Here is a 15,451-nt window from a genome sequence, read left to right as displayed (position 1 = left end):
TTGCTCCAATGAACCAAAAGGAAACGGAATCACCGAAAATATCAGTAATCGTAAGCACTTATAATGCCGAAGAATGGCTAAAAAAAGTGCTCTGGGGCTTTAATTGCCAAGTTTTTAAAGACTTTGAGGTAGTTGTTGCCGATGATGGTTCAGGGCCAAAGACCAAGGAATTATTGGAGGAGATGTCCAAAAAGGTCTTTTACCCTATTGTCCATGTTTGGCAGGAGGACGATGGGTTTCAGAAGTCCAGGATTTTGAACAAGGCAGTGGAAGCCTGTAATGCCGAGTACATCATCATGACGGATGGTGATTGTATTCCACGGGAGGATTTTGTTGAAGTGCATTACATTAATAAGGAGCCTGGATATTTCATTTCAGGGGGGTATTATATGCTGCCGATGAATATTTCCAAGATGATTACTCTGGAAGATATTGAAAAGCAACATTGTTTCAATATCCATTGGCTCAAGGAAAAAGGTATCCCAAAAACATTTAAGAACAATAAACTAACGGCAAACGGAATTGTCTCCAAGTTGCTGAATAGGTTTACTCCGACCAATGCCAGTTGGAACGGTCACAATTCATCTGGTTGGAAAAAGGATATTCTAAATGTAAACGGCTTTGATGAGCGTATGCAATATGGAGGGCAGGACCGTGAATTGGGCGAACGTTTGTTCAATTTTGGGATAAAGTCAAAACAGTTGCGTTACAGTGCGGTTTGTGTGCACTTAGATCATAAAAGAGGATACAAAACACCGGAGTCCATAGCCAAAAACCAGGCGATACGAAAAGAAACCAGGTCAAATAAGCTAGTGTGGACCCACTATGGCATCACCAAATAGTAGGCAAGCTCGTTTTTCTTTTCCAATCTCTTTAGTTCTCTGAACCTTTCCAATACACCCAGTGCATTAAGATAACAGATGGTCCATCCTTTTTTGCCGTCCAATATGCCCAAACGGAGGATGTAATGGTTAAAGAACTTCCAAAAAGGTTTTATGGTCATTAAAAAGTAATTGAAGTGCTTTTCCTTGTAAAAGTCCTCTTTGGCCTTTAACTGCCCATACTTTAGCATTTTACCTTTATAGTCCTCGTAGTTTTTGTAGCAAAAATGGGTTAACTTTTCCGTCAGAATCCCAGATTTACCATCAACTACCAATGTTTCGTGTACAATCTTCCTATCTGTAAAATGTGCTTTACTTTTTCGGAAAAGCCTGTGGTTTTTATCGGTTTGCCAGCCACTGAAGTTCAATGGCTCATTTTTGAACATAAACTTTCTGTAAAACCAATAAGCTTCGTGAGCGTTGGGGTTGTTTATAGTGGCAGTGATTTCCTCCTGAAGCTTTTCCGTGACCACTTCATCGGCATCCAAAAACAAGACCCAGTCGTTAGTTGCCTGTTTAAGCGTGTAGGATTTTTGGGCCGTAAAATTTTCAAACGGGTTTTGTATCACTTTTACTTTCGGGTGATCCAATAAATATTCATAGGTACCATCGGTACTGAAGGAATCAACAACGATAATTTCATCGGCAAAAGAAATAGAATCTAAACATTTTTCAATGTATCCCATTTCATTGTAGGTGATAATAAGTGCTGATAATTTTTGCTTTGGGGTGCTCAATCCAGCCATAATTTATTGGTGTAGTGTTTTGGTATGTACAAATCTATAACAAAAAAATAGCGTAAAAATTGTTTGAACGTTTCTTTTTCTTACAAACAATCAACCTCGCAATTTCCCTACTCTTTTATTGTTAAATTCTTAAACTATAATTCTGTCCGTTATATTAAAGAGGGTAAAAAGTAAATAGGGTTGCTTCAATCCTAAAGAAAAAGCAACCCTATTGAAATTTGTGCCCTAACGCTTAAATTGAGCGATGGTATAAACATTTAAACGGCAACATCATGTTCTCTGAGAGCGTTGTTCAATGAGGTCTTCTTGTCCGTACTTTCCTTTCTTTTACCAATGATCAATGCACAAGGTACTTGATAATCGCCTGCTGGAAATTTTTTGGTATAACTTCCAGGAATCACAACAGATCTCGCTGGAACACGCCCTTTCAATTCTATAGGCTGTTCCCCGGTTACATCAATTATTTTGGTTGATGCCGTCAGAACCACGTTGGCACCTAAAACGGCCTCTTTTTCCACACGAACACCTTCCACAACAATACATCTGGAGCCGATAAAGGCGTTATCTTCAATAATCACGGGAGCGGCTTGTAGAGGTTCCAATACGCCGCCGATACCAACACCGCCACTTAAGTGGACATTTTTACCGATCTGTGCGCAACTTCCCACCGTTGCCCAAGTATCCACCATGGTTCCTTCATCCACGTAGGCACCAATATTCACATAGCTGGGCATCAAAATAGTGCCTTTGGAAATGTAGGCCCCGTGCCTTGCAACTGCATGGGGAACTACACGAACACCCTTTTCTTGGTATCCTTTTTTCAATGGAATTTTATCGTGATATTCAAAAATACCAGCTTCAAGTACTTCCATTTTTTGTATGGGAAAATAGAGCACTACGGCCTTTTTCACCCATTCGTTGATTTGCCAACCATCTTCTGTTGGTTCTGCACAACGCAATTCACCTATATCTATTAAATCTATTACTTCACGAATGGCAATTTGGGTTTTTTCATCTTCCAACAACTCCCTATTGTCCCACGCTTGTTCTATCAGCGATCTTAATCCTGTCATTTTTCTTAAAATTTTTACAAAGATAAGCCCCATGGCAGAATTATGCCCCCCATTTTTAAGCGCATAACATTTTTAAGGTTATTTTTGCCAAAAAATTATTTTGGCTAGAATTTTAGCTTTGGATTTTGGAAAAGTACGGACCGGTATTGCAGTTACCGACGAACTCCAGTTGATTGCTTCCGGGCTTACGACGGTGGAAACCAAGGACCTTTTGAATTTTCTGAAAGATTATTCGGCAAAGGAGACCGTTGAGCTTTTTGTGGTGGGCTTGCCAAAACAAATGGACAATACAGCCTCCGAGTCGGAAGCACTTATCCAGGAATTTTTGAAAAAGCTGAAAGCCAATTTCCCTTCAGTTCCCGTGGAGCGCCAAGATGAACGGTTTACATCCAAAATGGCGTTCCAGTCCATGTTGGACAGCGGAATGAAAAAGAAGAAGAGGAGGGACAAGGCCCTAGTCGATGAAATAAGTGCCACGCTTATATTGCAGGCCTACTTAAACAGATTTTGATTTATGATTTTACCCATAGTAGCTTACGGAGACCCCGTTTTGCGAAGAAAAGCAAAAGATATCACATCCGATTATCCAAAACTGGATGAACTGATGACAAACATGTGGGAGACCATGTACAATGCGCATGGCGTTGGTTTGGCTGCCCCACAGGTCGGACTTCCCATACGAATGTTTATGGTGGACACCACACCTTTTGCGGATGATGATGAATTGACCGAAGCCGAACAGAAACAACTCGATGGATTCAAAAAAGTGTTCATCAACGCTAGGATTGAAGAGGAAAATGGCAAGGAGTGGGACTTTAACGAAGGTTGTTTGAGCATCCCGGATATTCGTGAAGATGTAAAACGTAAGCCCGAAATCACCATTACCTATTTGGATGAGGATTTTAAAGAACACACTGAAACCTTTGATGGCTTGTTGGCTCGGGTGATTCAGCACGAATACGACCACATCGAGGGCATTTTGTTCACCGATAAGCTCTCATCCTTAAGAAAACGACTTTTAAAAAGCCGATTGGAAAAGATTTCCAAAGGAAAAATCGATGTGGATTACCGAATGAGGTTTCCCAATATCAAAAAAGGACGTTAAAAAAATCACTATTTGCGATAAAAACATATTTTTGCGCCCATAAATTACTATTTGAATGGCATTAGAAAAGATTTTATCTATTGGAGGAAAACCAGGACTTTACAAATTATTGACCCAGACCCGAGGTGGCTTTGTTGGCGAATCCCTATTGGATGGCAAACGTGTAACCGTTGGTTTAAGAAGCAATGTAAGTGTGTTGTCCGAAATAGCCATTTACACCTTAGAAGAGGAACTTCCCTTGCGAGAAGTGTTCCATAAAATCAAGGAAAAAGAGGGAGGTGAAAAAACCTCCATCAGCCACAAGGCGGAAAAAATCGAATTGGAAGAGTATTTCTTCGAAGTACTTCCCAATTATGATGAGGACCGAGTGTACGCCAGTGACATCAAAAAGATCATACAGTGGTACAACATCCTTCTCGACAACAACATTACTGACTTTGTTGAAGACGAAAAGGATGCCGAAGAACCTACTGTGTCTGCCTCCGAAGAGGAAGAATAAACACTATTCTTTTTTCCAATCCACCAATTTTGTTGGATAATAATTGATTTGCATGGCTTCCAAATACGGAGCTTGTGCAGCTAGGCGCTTTTTGTAGTCATCCCAATTAAGATGTTCGCTTGGGGACCATCCCAATTCGCCATATCCAATCAATCTTGGGAATGCCAAATATTCCAATTCGGGTCCGTTGCTAATGGTTTCTGACCATAGCGGAGCTTCAATTCCGAGAATATTTTCTTTGGCCAATCCTTCAACATAGGTTTCCGGGTCCCATTTGTACCCAACATCAACGGGGATGTAACCTGCCCAGTGCAATCCATATTCCGAAATGGAATCGTATTGCATATCCAAATAGGCCTTCTTGGCAGGGGATATTATAATTTTAGAACCATTTTCAGCAGCCTTCAAGGCATTTTCAGGTTCGTTCCAAAGTTGCGCAATGGAGTTGGGGTCGAGTTCCGCCTGTGCGATTTCGTTCCAGCCAATCATTCTTTTGTTGTGTTTTTGTACAATTTCTTCCACTTTTTCCACAAAAAGAATGTAGTCGCTCTTTTTGGTTACATGGCTTTCATCGCCTCCAATGTGAAAATAGGGGCCTGGTGTCATCGCGGCAATCTCGCCGATTACATCATCCAAAAAGCTGTAAACGGTGTCTTTTTTAGCATCAAAAGAGCTGTAACCTACTTTCATATCGGTTCTGACCCGCGGAGTCTCTGCCCCGGCATAATGCAAGAATGGATAACTTAAGGATGCGGCATTGGTGTGCCCCGGCATATCAATTTCCGGTACAATGGTAATATGTCTGTCCGCGGCGTAGGCCACAATGTCTTTGTATTGTTCTTGCGTGTAAAATCCGCCTTCGCCACCACCAACTTCGCTGGTACCGCCAACTTCTGTCAATTTTGGCCACGATTTAATTTCAATGCGCCATCCCTGATCATCGGATAGATGCAAGTGTAATGTGTTGAATTTGTAGTATGCCAGGGCATCAATGTATTTCTTGACTTCATCCACTGTGAAAAAGTGTCGGGCCACGTCCAACATGGAACTGCGGTATCCGTATTTTGGAGCATCCATGATCTTCCCCGATGGAATTACCCAAATGGGACGGTCCGTCAACGTGTCATTGCTTTGTTCCGGAATAAGCTGGCGAATGGTCTGTATACCTCTAAAAGCACCTGCTGCAGTTTTGGCGTTCAATAAAATAGAATCCTTTTTTATATAAAGTTGATAGGCTTCGGGACTTTCCAAATCCACACTATCGGATTGGTTGATGTAGATCAGTCGCTCCAAATTATCTTCGGATGATGCGTTTACGGCTAGATCAAGTCCTGTTTTGGACTTTATGTTCCCGGCTAAAAACTGTCCCACCTTCTCAAATTCGGGATTTGTGGTAGAAGTATAAATAGCGGTTTTGGCATCCAGCCCAAAAGCACTCCCCGTAGGAATGGTTTTTATGGGTTTTGGAATCAAAGGAGCACTGGCTAGGTCTGTTTTGGGAAAATTGATTTCCTCTTTTTCGGTTTGGCAAGCTGCCATGCAGATAACTGCAACGAACAGCAAAATTGATCTGTAAATCACGTTTGTTTAGTTTTAGTCTATGTAATTTTTAATAACATCGTACCAGATGTCGTAACCTTTATCGTTCATGTGGAGTCCATCTTCAATAAAGATGTCCTGTTTTACTTTTCTTTTGTCTAACATGGGATACCAAACATCCACAAATTCAATTCCCTCTTTTTGGGATGCGAGTCTGTGCAGCTTACGGTTCAAGCGTCGGTATCTACCTCGATACTTCCATCGGGAAATGCTCGGTTTGGCAGAGATGAGAACAATTTCCATATGCTGGCTCCTCTGTTGAAGCGTGTTCAGAATATGTTCGGCCCTTTTCAATATTTTTCGTGGTCTCTTCTTGGCAAAAATATCGTTGTCGCCTTCATAAATGAAGACTTTAACGGGTTTGTAGTTTAAGATAAGTTCATTCAAATAAAGTTCCAGATCTGAAAATTGAGAACCCCCAAACCCTGTGTTCAGTACTTGGTGTTCTGGAAATCTATCCTGAATATCTTCCCAAAACCGTATGCTGGAACTTCCTGTAAAAACAATGGTTTCTTTGGTTTTGTCCCATAACGAGTCGTTTCGTTGTTGTATTTGTTCCACCTCCTTGTCAAAAGGTAACTGTGCCTGAGCGGATATGGTTAGGGTAAAAAATAGTACGAAAAAATATCGCATCCTTTTGGTTTATTTTTTAACGAAGCTGTTTTCCAGTCCTTCCTGTGAATTGGTACCGACCATTACTCCAAATTCGCCGGGTTCCACTACAAATTCATAATTGTTGTTGTAGAATCCCAATTCTTTATCGGTCAAGGTAAAAGTAACTTTTTTAGAATTATTCGGGGCCAAACTAATTTTTTGAAATCCTTTTAACTCTTTTACAGGCCTTGTTACGCTGGCTACTTTGTCATGGAGATACAATTGAACAACCTCTTCACCTTCAAATTTTCCGGTATTGGTCACGGTAACCGAAACTTTTATGTTTTCTTGATCTGAAGAATCTATTTCCAAATCAGAGTAACTAAAATCAGTATAGCTCAATCCATACCCAAAAGGATACAAAGGGGTGTTCTTCTCATCACTGTAGTGCGACCAAAATACGTTTGGCTGATAATTCGGCCTACCGGTGCTAAAATGGTTGTAATAGAGCGGTACTTGTCCAACGCTTCGTGGGAATGTCATGGGCAATTTGCCGCTTGGGTTGTAATCACCGAAAACCACCTCGGCGATGGCATTTCCGGTTTGGGTGCCTAATTGCCAAGTTTCTAAAATAGCGGGTATATTTTCTGCTTCCCATGGTAAAGTCAATGGTCGCCCATTCATAAGGATCAAGACCACATTTTTATTGGCTTCATAAACTTTTTTCAATAGTTGTAATTGAAGCCCGGGCAGGCCCAATTGAGCTCTGCTTCGACCTTCTCCACTTTGAAAACCATGTTCTCCCAATACTATGAGCACAAGGTCCGATTCTTTTGCCAATGCTACCGCCTCTTGCATCCCATTGGTATCCGTCTCGTTTACTTCAACATCCATTAAAAAGTTGGCGTCGCTGTTAAATACTTTAGGTCCTTTGCTGTACGTTATATTTGAATTGTATTTTTTGAGACCTTCCAGAACAGTTACAGCTGTATTGTCATCCGAACCTATTCGCCAGCTACCCAGTGGGCTGTTATTGTCATTTGCCAATTCTCCTATTACCGCTATCTTTTTCTGGTTTTTGTTAATGGGCAGTAAGTTTCCTTCATTTTTTAATAGCACTATGGATTTTTTAGCCATATCCAACACACCTTTTTGATGGTCTTCGTGGTATAATCTTTCTTTTTCCCTTTCTTCATTACAATATTTGTAGGGATCATCAAAAAGTCCAAGCTCATATTTTACCTTGAGTATTCTTCTGACCGCATCATCAATGTATTCTTCACTGACCTTACCCTCTTTCACATTATTTACCAAATAGGAAACATATGCCGTAGATTCCATATCCATATCGGAGCCGGCATTGGCCGCTAGTTCAGCAGCATGATTCAAATCTTTTGCATACCCATGTGGAACAAGTTCTCCTATAGACCCCCAATCGGATATGACAAAACCATCAAAACCCCATTTATCCTTTAAAATGTTACGCTGCAGGTTTTTATCTGCGGTAACGGGAATTCCATTAAGGAGGTTGAAACCGTTCATTACTGTTTTAACATCGGCATTTACGGCAGCCTCAAAAGGAGGTAATACGGCATTGTATAATGTTGATGTCCCTATATCCGCTGTATTGTAATCTCGACCAGCTTCCACAAAACCATAGGCGGCAAAGTGCTTTGCACAGGCAGCAATGGTGTTGGGTTGGGATAAATCGTCCCCTTGAAAACCTTTCACTCTTGCTTTGGCAATTTGTGATCCGAGATAGGTGTCTTCACCAGCACCTTCCATAACCCTTCCCCAGCGTGCATCTCGAGAAATGTCCACCATTGGGGCGAAAGTCCAATTAAGCCCGACCGCAGAAGCCTCATCTGCAGCAATTTTCGCCGAATTGGCAATGGCCTCCATATCCCAACTGGCAGCTTCGGCCAAAGGTATCGGCGCAACAGTTTTGTATCCATGAATTACATCGAAACCAAAAATTATTGGAATTCCCAATCGAGACTCCTCCACAACTAATTTTTGCAACTTTCTTACTTCTTCTGTTCCCGTTACATTCAGCATGGAACCGACCCAGCCTTTCTTCAGATGTTCATATTTTGTGGCCGCATTTCCCTCTTCTGGAACTGGTCCGGTAACATCCCAAAATCCGTTGTATTGGTTCATTTGACCAACCTTTTCTTCCAAGGTCATTAAGGATAAAAGAGAATCCACTTTCTGGTCAATGGTCGTATTCTGTCCCATAATCGTACTATTGAAGAGTAAAAAAGCAAAGAGTGGAATTAGTAAAAAGCGTTGTTTGGTTTTCATATCGTGGTTCGTGTTATAAAGCTAATTTGTAGACTTATAAAAATAAGGTAAAATTCCATCATGCCCTAATGTTGGGTCTTCGTATTTTTGGTCAAAATTATAAGCCATGAACACTAGATCGGAACAGTTGGCAGCCTTTGATCGCCTTTTGACCATTATGGATGAATTGAGGGAACAATGCCCATGGGACAGAAAGCAGACCATGCAAACCCTTCGCCATTTAACCATTGAGGAGACTTATGAATTGGGCGACGCCATACTGGACAATGATCTTGATGAAGTAAAAAAGGAATTGGGTGATATTTTGTTGCACATTGTTTTTTATGCCAAAATTGGTTCTGAAACACAGCATTTTGATATTGCCGATGTGGCCAACGGCATATGTGAGAAGCTCATTAACAGGCATCCGCATATTTATGGGGATGTAAAGGTGGAAAATGAAGAAGAGGTAAAGCAGAATTGGGAAAACATTAAACTGAAGGAAGGCAAAAAGAGTGTGCTCGAAGGTGTCCCCAATGGTTTGCCGTCCTTGGTCAAAGCCAACAGAATTCAAGATAAAGTGGCTGGTGTGGGTTTTGATTGGGAAAGGCCTGAACAGGTTTTCGAGAAGTTGAAAGAGGAGTTGGGAGAACTACAAGAAGAGGTGGAGGCCAATAATGCCGATCAAATGGAGTCCGAATTCGGAGATGTGCTTTTCTCTATGGTAAATTATGCCCGTTTTTTAAAGATCAACCCAGAAAATGCCTTGGAACGGACCAATAAAAAGTTCATCAAACGCTTTCAATATTTGGAGCAAAAAGCCAAAGAAGCTGGGAAAAGTATGAGCGATATGACCTTGGCCGAAATGGATGTATATTGGGAAGAGGCAAAGCAGTTATAAATTTATCCATTATCTAACATTGCCGACCATCCAAATTCTGGGCAAACTATCTATATTTGCCATCCTTTTTTAAGTATTCGCTGTGTTTCAAAACTACACCAAAGAGTTTGCCTATAACCTAAAGTTGTCCTATCCCGTTATTTTAGGGATGCTGGGGCACACTTTTGTGGCCTTTGCAGACAATATTATGGTGGGGCAATTGGGTACGGCGGAATTGGCTGCCGTTTCTTTGGGGAACAGTTTTGTTTTTATTGCCATGTCCCTCGGAATTGGGTTTTCCACGGCTATTACGCCCTTGGTGGCGGAGGCAGATGGGGCAAAAGATCAAGCGGCCGGCAAAAGCGCTCTAAAACATGGTTTGGTACTTTGTACCCTATTGGGCCTGTCCCTTTTTGGGCTGATTCAAATATCCAAACCTTTGATGCATCATATGGAACAGCCTCCTGAGGTGGTGGAACTCGCCATGCCCTATTTGGATTTGGTGGCATTTTCGTTGGTGCCTTTAATCATATTCCAGGCTTTTAAACAATTCTCTGAAGGACTCTCGCAGACCAAATACCCCATGTATGCCACCATATTGGCCAATGTCGTGAACATTACGCTGAACTATCTTTTCATTTTTGGTTCTTTTGGATTCCCTAAACTGGGTGTTGTGGGAGCTGCGGTGGGAACTTTGGCATCGAGGGTAATTATGGTTGCTTTTATTTGGTACCTGCTGAAACGAAAAAGAAAGTTTGAATCCTACGTTACCCATTTTAATTTTAGGAAGATTGAGAAAAAAGTAATGAAGAAGATCATCAGTCTTGGTTTTCCATCCGCATTACAAATGTTTTTTGAGGTAGCTATTTTTACCGCGGCCATTTGGTTGAGCGGCGTTCTGGGAAAAAATGCCCAAGCGGCCAACCAGATTGCCTTGAACTTGAGCAGTATGACCTTTATGGTTGGCATGGGATTGAGCGTTGCCGCGATAGTCCGTGTGGGAAATCAAAAAGGACTTCGAAATTATATGGAGTTAAAACGAATCGCGGAATCGGTATTTTTTCTAACGTTACTCGTAGAAATAGCTTTCGCGGCCATTTTCTTGTTGGGAAGACATTGGTTCCCCACCATTTATTTGGATGTGGACGATATTGCCAATCAAGCGGATAACACCGAAGTGATTTTTATAGCGGCCAAATTATTGTTGGTAGCGGCCTTTTTCCAGATTTCTGATGGGCTTCAAGTGGTGGTTTTAGGAGCTTTGCGCGGGCTGCAGGATGTTAAGATACCCACGCTGATAACTTTTATCGCCTATTGGTTGATCGGTTTCCCGATCAGTTATTATTTGGGATTGCACACAAATTTTGAAAGTACAGGGATTTGGATCGGATTGTTGTCGGGGCTTACTGCATCGGCTGTAATGTTGTATCTTCGATTCAACTTTTTGACCAAAAAATTGATAACACACTAAGAGGATTTCCACAAGATTGGAATCAAAATAAGAACTCATGGAACTACCTAAATTTTTATTGGCCGACAATACGGATCATCCCGAGGCCATTTTTATTGTCCATACCGAATACCCACGGTTCATCATCAATCTGGAAAATGATGAAGTGGAATGGATGGAAGAATTCTCCAAACAAGATGAAGCCGATTTAATGGAAGAGGCCGAAAACTTGATCGAGGCTGCCACCGCTTTTTATGATCGGGAAGTCTCCAGATACGACCAATAATGCTGGAACAGCTACTGCAATACGATAAGGAACTGTTTTTGTTCCTCAACGGACTGGGTACCGAGACTTGGGACGGTTTTTGGATGTTCATGACGACGACCAGAAACTCTGCCCCGCTTTATCTCTTATTACTTTATTTATCTTATCGAAATTTTGGATGGAAGGGGACTGGGATTATTTTGGTGTCCATCGCTTTACTGATTACGTGTACCGATCAACTGTCCAACTTTTTTAAATATGGTGTTGGTCGTCTTCGACCTTGCCACGAACCTGAAGTGAGTAGCGCAATGCGTTTGGTAAAAAGCTATTGTGGGGGACAATTCGGATATTTTTCCGCTCACGCTGCCAACTCTTTTGGACCAGCTATTTTCTTTACCGTTATATTCAAAAATAAGGTAAAGTATATTTCTTGGGTCTTATTATTTTGGGCCTGTATTGTTGCCTATAGCCGAATTTACATCGGCGTGCACTATCCGTTGGATGTACTTACAGGAGCTTTGGTAGGTTCGCTTTTCGGTTGGTTATGGGCCAAGTTGGCTATATTTGCTTTCCAAAAAAAAAGGGTATGATCTCGACTGCCAGATACTGGTTTTACATTGGATTGATCGTGTTGGTATACATCATTGGGATGTTCGCGACCCTGTTCGAGAACGACTCAGCCCAATTTGCGGTAATGGCCATGCGAATGGTTCAAGAAAATGATTTTCTGAGCTTATTCAAAGGGCCGGAAGAATATCTGGACAAACCACACATGCACTACTGGTTGGCTGTCCTTTCCTATAAAATATTCGGTATCCACGATTGGGCCTACCGGATTCCAGGTATTTTGTCCACCTTGCTGGGCGCTTACAGTTGTTTTGGTCTGGGAAAATTACTGTACAACAAAGATGTAGGTCGATTTGCCTCATTGATTTTTATGACGGCCCAAACCATGGTCTTGGCCAACATAGATGTCCGTACCGATGCTGTGTTGACCGGATTCACGATATTCTCCATCTGGCAATTGGTTACTTATATCGAGAAAAACACGCTGAAAAGTATCGCCTTGGGTGCATTTGGGGCAGGCATGGCATTTTCCACTAAAGGGCAGATTGCATTGGTGGTGATCGGTATTTCCATACTTTGTCATTTGGCCTATACCCGAAAATGGCAGCAATTGCTCAATTGGAGAGTTTTGGTGGCCATTTTGGTTTTTGGGTTGACCATAGCACCTATGTTGTATGCTTATTACCATCAATTTGATCTGCATCCCGAAAAAGTAATCCGCGGCAAGGACAATCGTAGCGGTATCTTCTTTATTTTTTGGGAACAGAGCTTTGAACGTATGAGCGGAGAAGGGGTTGGGAAGAACAGTAGCGACTTTTTCTTCTTCTTTCACACCTTTTTATGGGTATTTCTGCCATGGACCGTTCTTGCCTTGATCGGTTATTGGACCAAGGTAAAAGCCTTTTGGGAAATCAAGTTCGCTTATCGGCCCAATATGGAGTTTTTGACCATAGGCGGTATTTCAATTTTGTTCCTGCTCATCAGTTTTGCGCAGTTTAAATTGCCACACTACATGAATATTCTGATGCCTTTGTATGCGGTTCTATCAGCGGCTTTCTTGTATGTTTTGTATCAACAGGAAAAATCAAAGATGGCAAAAGTTATTTTGGGCATCCAATATTTTATATTGGGTCTCGTGGTGGTCTTTGTTTTGTTGGTGAGCTTTTATGTCTTCAAATTGGAGCATTGGTATAGCTATTTGTTCTTGTTGGGCGCTCTCCTTTTGGCAACTTATTTCATTCTGAAAAAAGAACACACTTATTCCAAAATTGTGACCGTGGCTATTTTTAGTTCCGTTTTGTTGAATGGATTGATGAATGCCCATTTTTATCCCAAATTATTGGAATATCAGGGTGGGTCAACCATGGCAGAAAGGGTAAAGGAGAGAAGTATTCCTGTGGGTGAAATTTATAAGATAAACGAAAGGCATACCTGGGCCTTGGATTTTTACAATCAAGATCCGGTCAATATTGTTTTAGCCTCCGATTTGAAGAACATGAAGGATGTCTGGGTATATGCCACGGACAGTGAATTGGAGCAATTGCAGAAAAATGGAATTGCTTGGGACGATCAAATAACCGTGGACCAATTCCGAATTACCCGCTTGCAGATCAAGTTCCTGAACCCGAATACCCGCGAAGACAAATTGAACAAAATGCATTTGGTGCATTTGGATTAATCCACCGATTGTAACTTTGGCTTTTTAAAATGGTAGATGACACCGAGAAGCGAAGTGAGGGCCGTAATCAAAAAGAAAGTAAAGCTAATTCCAATAGAGGTGCTTTCATCCAATCCCAGCCATTTTGCTCCGTATAAAAACGTGACTTCCCTACTTCCAATGCCCCCGATGGTCAATGGGATTACAGAAACAATCGAAGAGACCAGGAAAACAAAAAGGTATTCAACGGTGTCCAAATCAACGGACAAAGATTTCAAAATAAAAAGTACGCAGACCAGCTGTGCCAATTGGACCAGGGCGGAAAAACCAATTGATTGCCAAAATACGGGCAGTGTAGTGGGGAAAAAGGTTTTGTTCACGAACCAAAATACAACAACACTCAGAGGAATGGCCGCTACGATCAACCAGTAAAAACTTTGGAAAAGCTCATTTTGGGATAGCAGGGCAAGTATACAGGCGTAAACAAAAAGCAACAGCATTCCGCTTAAGCGGTCCAGTAACAAACTGGAGACCACTTTTTTTGTGCCGGGTTGATATTCTTTTTGGACAACGTAGCCTTTGTAGGCATCACCACCAATGCCGCCGGGTAAAAAGAGGTTGTAAAACATTCCCAACAGATATAGCTTCAAATTGCTCAACTGGGAAACTTTTGCCCCTATTTGATGGAAATACAGGTTGGTTCTAAAAGCTGATAAGACTTTGGAAAAGACAAAAAACAGCAATGCCAGGAATAAATAGAGTGGGTCGCTCTTTTTTAGGGTCTGGAGCACATCATTCAACTCTATTTTGGTGAAAATAAAGTAGATAAGGACCGCACTAACGATTATTTTTAGGGCGGTTAGGAGCTTTTTACGCAGCTTTTCCGTCACCTATACTTATTTTTTTAATGCGATATGGCCTTTTCTGTTGCGATTCGTAATACGTACGGATCAAGAGTTCCATTACAATCCCGATCGTGAACAATTGGATTCCACCAACAATGAACATCATACCAAAAATAAGTAAGGGCCTAGTACCGATATCCTGTCCGAATCCAAGTTTCACAACTAATAAATACACGTTGATCAAGATTCCAAGAATGACCAGTAGCACCCCAAAAATCCCGAACAGGTGTATGGGACGTTGGAAATATTTTCTAATGAAAAGCAATAACATCATGTCGGCTACTACTTTAAAAACCCGTTCCAGACCATATTTGGAAACCCCGGCGTGCCTAGCGTGGTGCTTTACAGGAACTTGTTTGATCTGAGCACCTTCCAAATGGGCCAAAAGCGTGATAAAACGGTGCATTTCGCCGTACAAATTCAGGCTTTTTGCAATGTCCTTAGTAAAAACCTTAAGTGCACAACCGTTGTCCTTGATGTCCAGTTTAGTTACCCTGCGAACCAAAAAATTTGCGATTTTGGATGGTATTTTTTTTGCTAAGGAGTCCTTTCTTTTCTGCCGGATTCCGGTTACTACATCGAATTCATCGGTAATGGCATATTCCAGCATATTTGGAATGTCGGAAGGGTCGTTTTGGAGGTCACCGTCCATCGTAATGATGTATTCACCTTCGGCATAGTCGATTCCCGCAGCTAGGGCCAAACTTTGTCCGTAGTTCTTTTTCAACTCAATCAAATGGACCCTTTTATCATCCATTTCCTTGACCTTAATACGGGTTTTGTCGGTGGAAAAATCGTCCACATATACAATTTGGTAATTGTACCCTTCAAGACTTTCGTTGATTTTTTGGGTTAAAAGAACCACGTTGTCTTCCTCATTGTACAAAGGAACCACTATGGATAAAAGGGAATCGGTGATAGCGCTCATTCAGTATAAAATCTGTGCA

The 15,451-nt window shown here is 41.5% G+C and carries 16 protein-coding genes; 9 read left to right on the top strand and 7 right to left on the bottom strand.

Annotation, left to right across the window (positions count from 1 at the left end; all coding sequences use genetic code 11):
* Window positions 1-8 precede the first annotated feature (8 nt).
* The gene (locus tag J0654_RS08415) at window positions 9-842 is read left to right on the top strand and encodes a glycosyltransferase family 2 protein (protein ID WP_207027624.1); all 834 of its coding nucleotides are present in this window, start codon (window positions 9-11) and stop codon (window positions 840-842) included.
* Here the strand turns inward: J0654_RS08415 and J0654_RS08410 are convergent.
* Complete coding sequence (locus J0654_RS08410; RefSeq protein ID WP_207027623.1) at window positions 824-1,627, bottom strand: glycosyltransferase family 2 protein; 804 nt, start codon at window positions 1,625-1,627, stop codon at window positions 824-826. The genes J0654_RS08415 and J0654_RS08410 overlap by 19 nt on opposite strands.
* 257 nt (window positions 1,628-1,884) lie before the next feature.
* Window positions 1,885-2,700, bottom strand: coding sequence for a 2,3,4,5-tetrahydropyridine-2,6-dicarboxylate N-succinyltransferase (locus J0654_RS08405; RefSeq protein ID WP_207027621.1), 816 nt, complete (start codon window positions 2,698-2,700; stop codon window positions 1,885-1,887).
* A 100-nt stretch (window positions 2,701-2,800) separates the two neighbouring features.
* Between J0654_RS08405 and ruvX the strand changes: the two genes are divergently transcribed.
* The 3 genes from ruvX to J0654_RS08390 are packed head-to-tail and all read left to right on the top strand — an operon-like array spanning window position 2,801 to window position 4,304.
* On the top strand, window positions 2,801-3,211 hold the full coding sequence (gene ruvX / locus J0654_RS08400; protein ID WP_207027619.1) for a Holliday junction resolvase RuvX: 411 nt from the start codon (window positions 2,801-2,803) through the stop codon (window positions 3,209-3,211).
* Between the two features lie 3 nt (window positions 3,212-3,214).
* Complete coding sequence (gene def / locus J0654_RS08395) at window positions 3,215-3,805, top strand: peptide deformylase (RefSeq protein ID WP_207027617.1); 591 nt, start codon at window positions 3,215-3,217, stop codon at window positions 3,803-3,805.
* Window positions 3,806-3,860: 55 nt separating this feature from the next.
* Window positions 3,861-4,304 (top strand): DUF5606 family protein, encoded by a 444-nt coding sequence (locus tag J0654_RS08390; protein WP_207027616.1) that lies wholly within the window; start codon window positions 3,861-3,863, stop codon window positions 4,302-4,304.
* Between the two features lie 3 nt (window positions 4,305-4,307).
* Here J0654_RS08390 and J0654_RS08385 read toward each other — a convergent pair whose 3' ends face one another.
* The 3 genes from J0654_RS08385 to bglX are packed head-to-tail and all read right to left on the bottom strand — an operon-like array spanning window position 4,308 to window position 8,801.
* Window positions 4,308-5,843 carry a family 20 glycosylhydrolase gene (locus J0654_RS08385; protein ID WP_207028048.1) on the bottom strand — a complete coding sequence of 512 codons (1,536 nt, stop codon included), beginning with the start codon at window positions 5,841-5,843 and terminating at the stop codon, window positions 4,308-4,310.
* Between the two features lie 54 nt (window positions 5,844-5,897).
* Window positions 5,898-6,536 (bottom strand): GDSL-type esterase/lipase family protein, encoded by a 639-nt coding sequence (locus J0654_RS08380; protein ID WP_207027614.1) that lies wholly within the window; start codon window positions 6,534-6,536, stop codon window positions 5,898-5,900.
* Window positions 6,537-6,545: 9 nt separating this feature from the next.
* Window positions 6,546-8,801, bottom strand: coding sequence for a beta-glucosidase BglX (gene bglX, locus J0654_RS08375; RefSeq protein WP_207027612.1), 2,256 nt, complete (start codon window positions 8,799-8,801; stop codon window positions 6,546-6,548).
* Between the two features lie 106 nt (window positions 8,802-8,907).
* Here bglX and mazG point away from each other — a divergent pair, with 106 nt between their 5' ends.
* The 5 genes from mazG to J0654_RS08350 all read left to right on the top strand — a co-directional run bounded on the left by mazG (window position 8,908) and on the right by J0654_RS08350 (window position 13,620).
* On the top strand, window positions 8,908-9,681 hold the full coding sequence (mazG, locus tag J0654_RS08370) for a nucleoside triphosphate pyrophosphohydrolase (RefSeq protein WP_207027610.1): 774 nt from the start codon (window positions 8,908-8,910) through the stop codon (window positions 9,679-9,681).
* An 82-nt stretch (window positions 9,682-9,763) separates the two neighbouring features.
* Complete coding sequence (locus J0654_RS08365) at window positions 9,764-11,131, top strand: MATE family efflux transporter (protein ID WP_207027608.1); 1,368 nt, start codon at window positions 9,764-9,766, stop codon at window positions 11,129-11,131.
* Window positions 11,132-11,168: 37 nt separating this feature from the next.
* Window positions 11,169-11,396: a hypothetical protein gene (locus J0654_RS08360; RefSeq protein ID WP_207027607.1), complete on the top strand. Its 228-nt coding sequence runs from the start codon at window positions 11,169-11,171 to the stop codon at window positions 11,394-11,396.
* The gene (locus J0654_RS08355; protein ID WP_207027605.1) at window positions 11,396-11,965 is read left to right on the top strand and encodes a phosphatase PAP2 family protein; all 570 of its coding nucleotides are present in this window, start codon (window positions 11,396-11,398) and stop codon (window positions 11,963-11,965) included. Before J0654_RS08360 ends, J0654_RS08355 begins: the two co-directional genes overlap by 1 nt.
* Window positions 11,962-13,620 carry an ArnT family glycosyltransferase gene (locus tag J0654_RS08350; protein ID WP_207027603.1) on the top strand — a complete coding sequence of 553 codons (1,659 nt, stop codon included), beginning with the start codon at window positions 11,962-11,964 and terminating at the stop codon, window positions 13,618-13,620. Before J0654_RS08355 ends, J0654_RS08350 begins: the two co-directional genes overlap by 4 nt.
* On the opposite strand, the gene J0654_RS08345 is transcribed toward J0654_RS08350, so the two are convergent.
* On the bottom strand, window positions 13,617-14,489 hold the full coding sequence (locus tag J0654_RS08345) for a lysylphosphatidylglycerol synthase transmembrane domain-containing protein (protein WP_207027601.1): 873 nt from the start codon (window positions 14,487-14,489) through the stop codon (window positions 13,617-13,619). The two genes, J0654_RS08350 and J0654_RS08345, sit on opposite strands and share 4 nt — an antisense overlap.
* Window positions 14,470-15,432, bottom strand: a complete 963-nt coding sequence (locus tag J0654_RS08340) for a glycosyltransferase family 2 protein (protein WP_207027599.1) — start codon at window positions 15,430-15,432, stop codon at window positions 14,470-14,472. Before J0654_RS08340 ends, J0654_RS08345 begins: the two co-directional genes overlap by 20 nt.
* Window positions 15,433-15,451: the final 19 nt, after the last annotated feature.

It is taken from the genome of Flagellimonas profundi (assembly GCF_017313275.1).
In the GTDB taxonomy this organism is placed as follows: domain Bacteria; phylum Bacteroidota; class Bacteroidia; order Flavobacteriales; family Flavobacteriaceae; genus Flagellimonas; species Flagellimonas profundi.
This window is presented reverse-complemented; position numbering and strand designations above follow the sequence as displayed.

Excerpts from the sequence above, each read along its gene's own strand:
- J0654_RS08385 (WP_207028048.1), bottom strand. The coding sequence starts at position 5,843 with ATGGCAGCTTGCCAAACCGAAAAAGAGGAAATCAATTTTCCCAAAACA.
- J0654_RS08415 (WP_207027624.1), top strand. The coding sequence starts at position 9 with ATGAACCAAAAGGAAACGGAATCACCGAAAATATCAGTAATCGTAAGC.
- mazG (WP_207027610.1), top strand. The coding sequence starts at position 8,908 with ATGAACACTAGATCGGAACAGTTGGCAGCCTTTGATCGCCTTTTGACC.
- J0654_RS08355 (WP_207027605.1), top strand. The coding sequence starts at position 11,396 with ATGCTGGAACAGCTACTGCAATACGATAAGGAACTGTTTTTGTTCCTC.
- J0654_RS08410 (WP_207027623.1), bottom strand. The coding sequence starts at position 1,627 with ATGGCTGGATTGAGCACCCCAAAGCAAAAATTATCAGCACTTATTATC.
- J0654_RS08340 (WP_207027599.1), bottom strand. The coding sequence starts at position 15,432 with ATGAGCGCTATCACCGATTCCCTTTTATCCATAGTGGTTCCTTTGTAC.
- J0654_RS08350 (WP_207027603.1), top strand. The coding sequence starts at position 11,962 with ATGATCTCGACTGCCAGATACTGGTTTTACATTGGATTGATCGTGTTG.
- bglX (WP_207027612.1), bottom strand. The coding sequence starts at position 8,801 with ATGAAAACCAAACAACGCTTTTTACTAATTCCACTCTTTGCTTTTTTA.
- J0654_RS08360 (WP_207027607.1), top strand. The coding sequence starts at position 11,169 with ATGGAACTACCTAAATTTTTATTGGCCGACAATACGGATCATCCCGAG.
- def (WP_207027617.1), top strand. The coding sequence starts at position 3,215 with ATGATTTTACCCATAGTAGCTTACGGAGACCCCGTTTTGCGAAGAAAA.
- J0654_RS08380 (WP_207027614.1), bottom strand. The coding sequence starts at position 6,536 with ATGCGATATTTTTTCGTACTATTTTTTACCCTAACCATATCCGCTCAG.
- J0654_RS08390 (WP_207027616.1), top strand. The coding sequence starts at position 3,861 with ATGGCATTAGAAAAGATTTTATCTATTGGAGGAAAACCAGGACTTTAC.
- J0654_RS08405 (WP_207027621.1), bottom strand. The coding sequence starts at position 2,700 with ATGACAGGATTAAGATCGCTGATAGAACAAGCGTGGGACAATAGGGAG.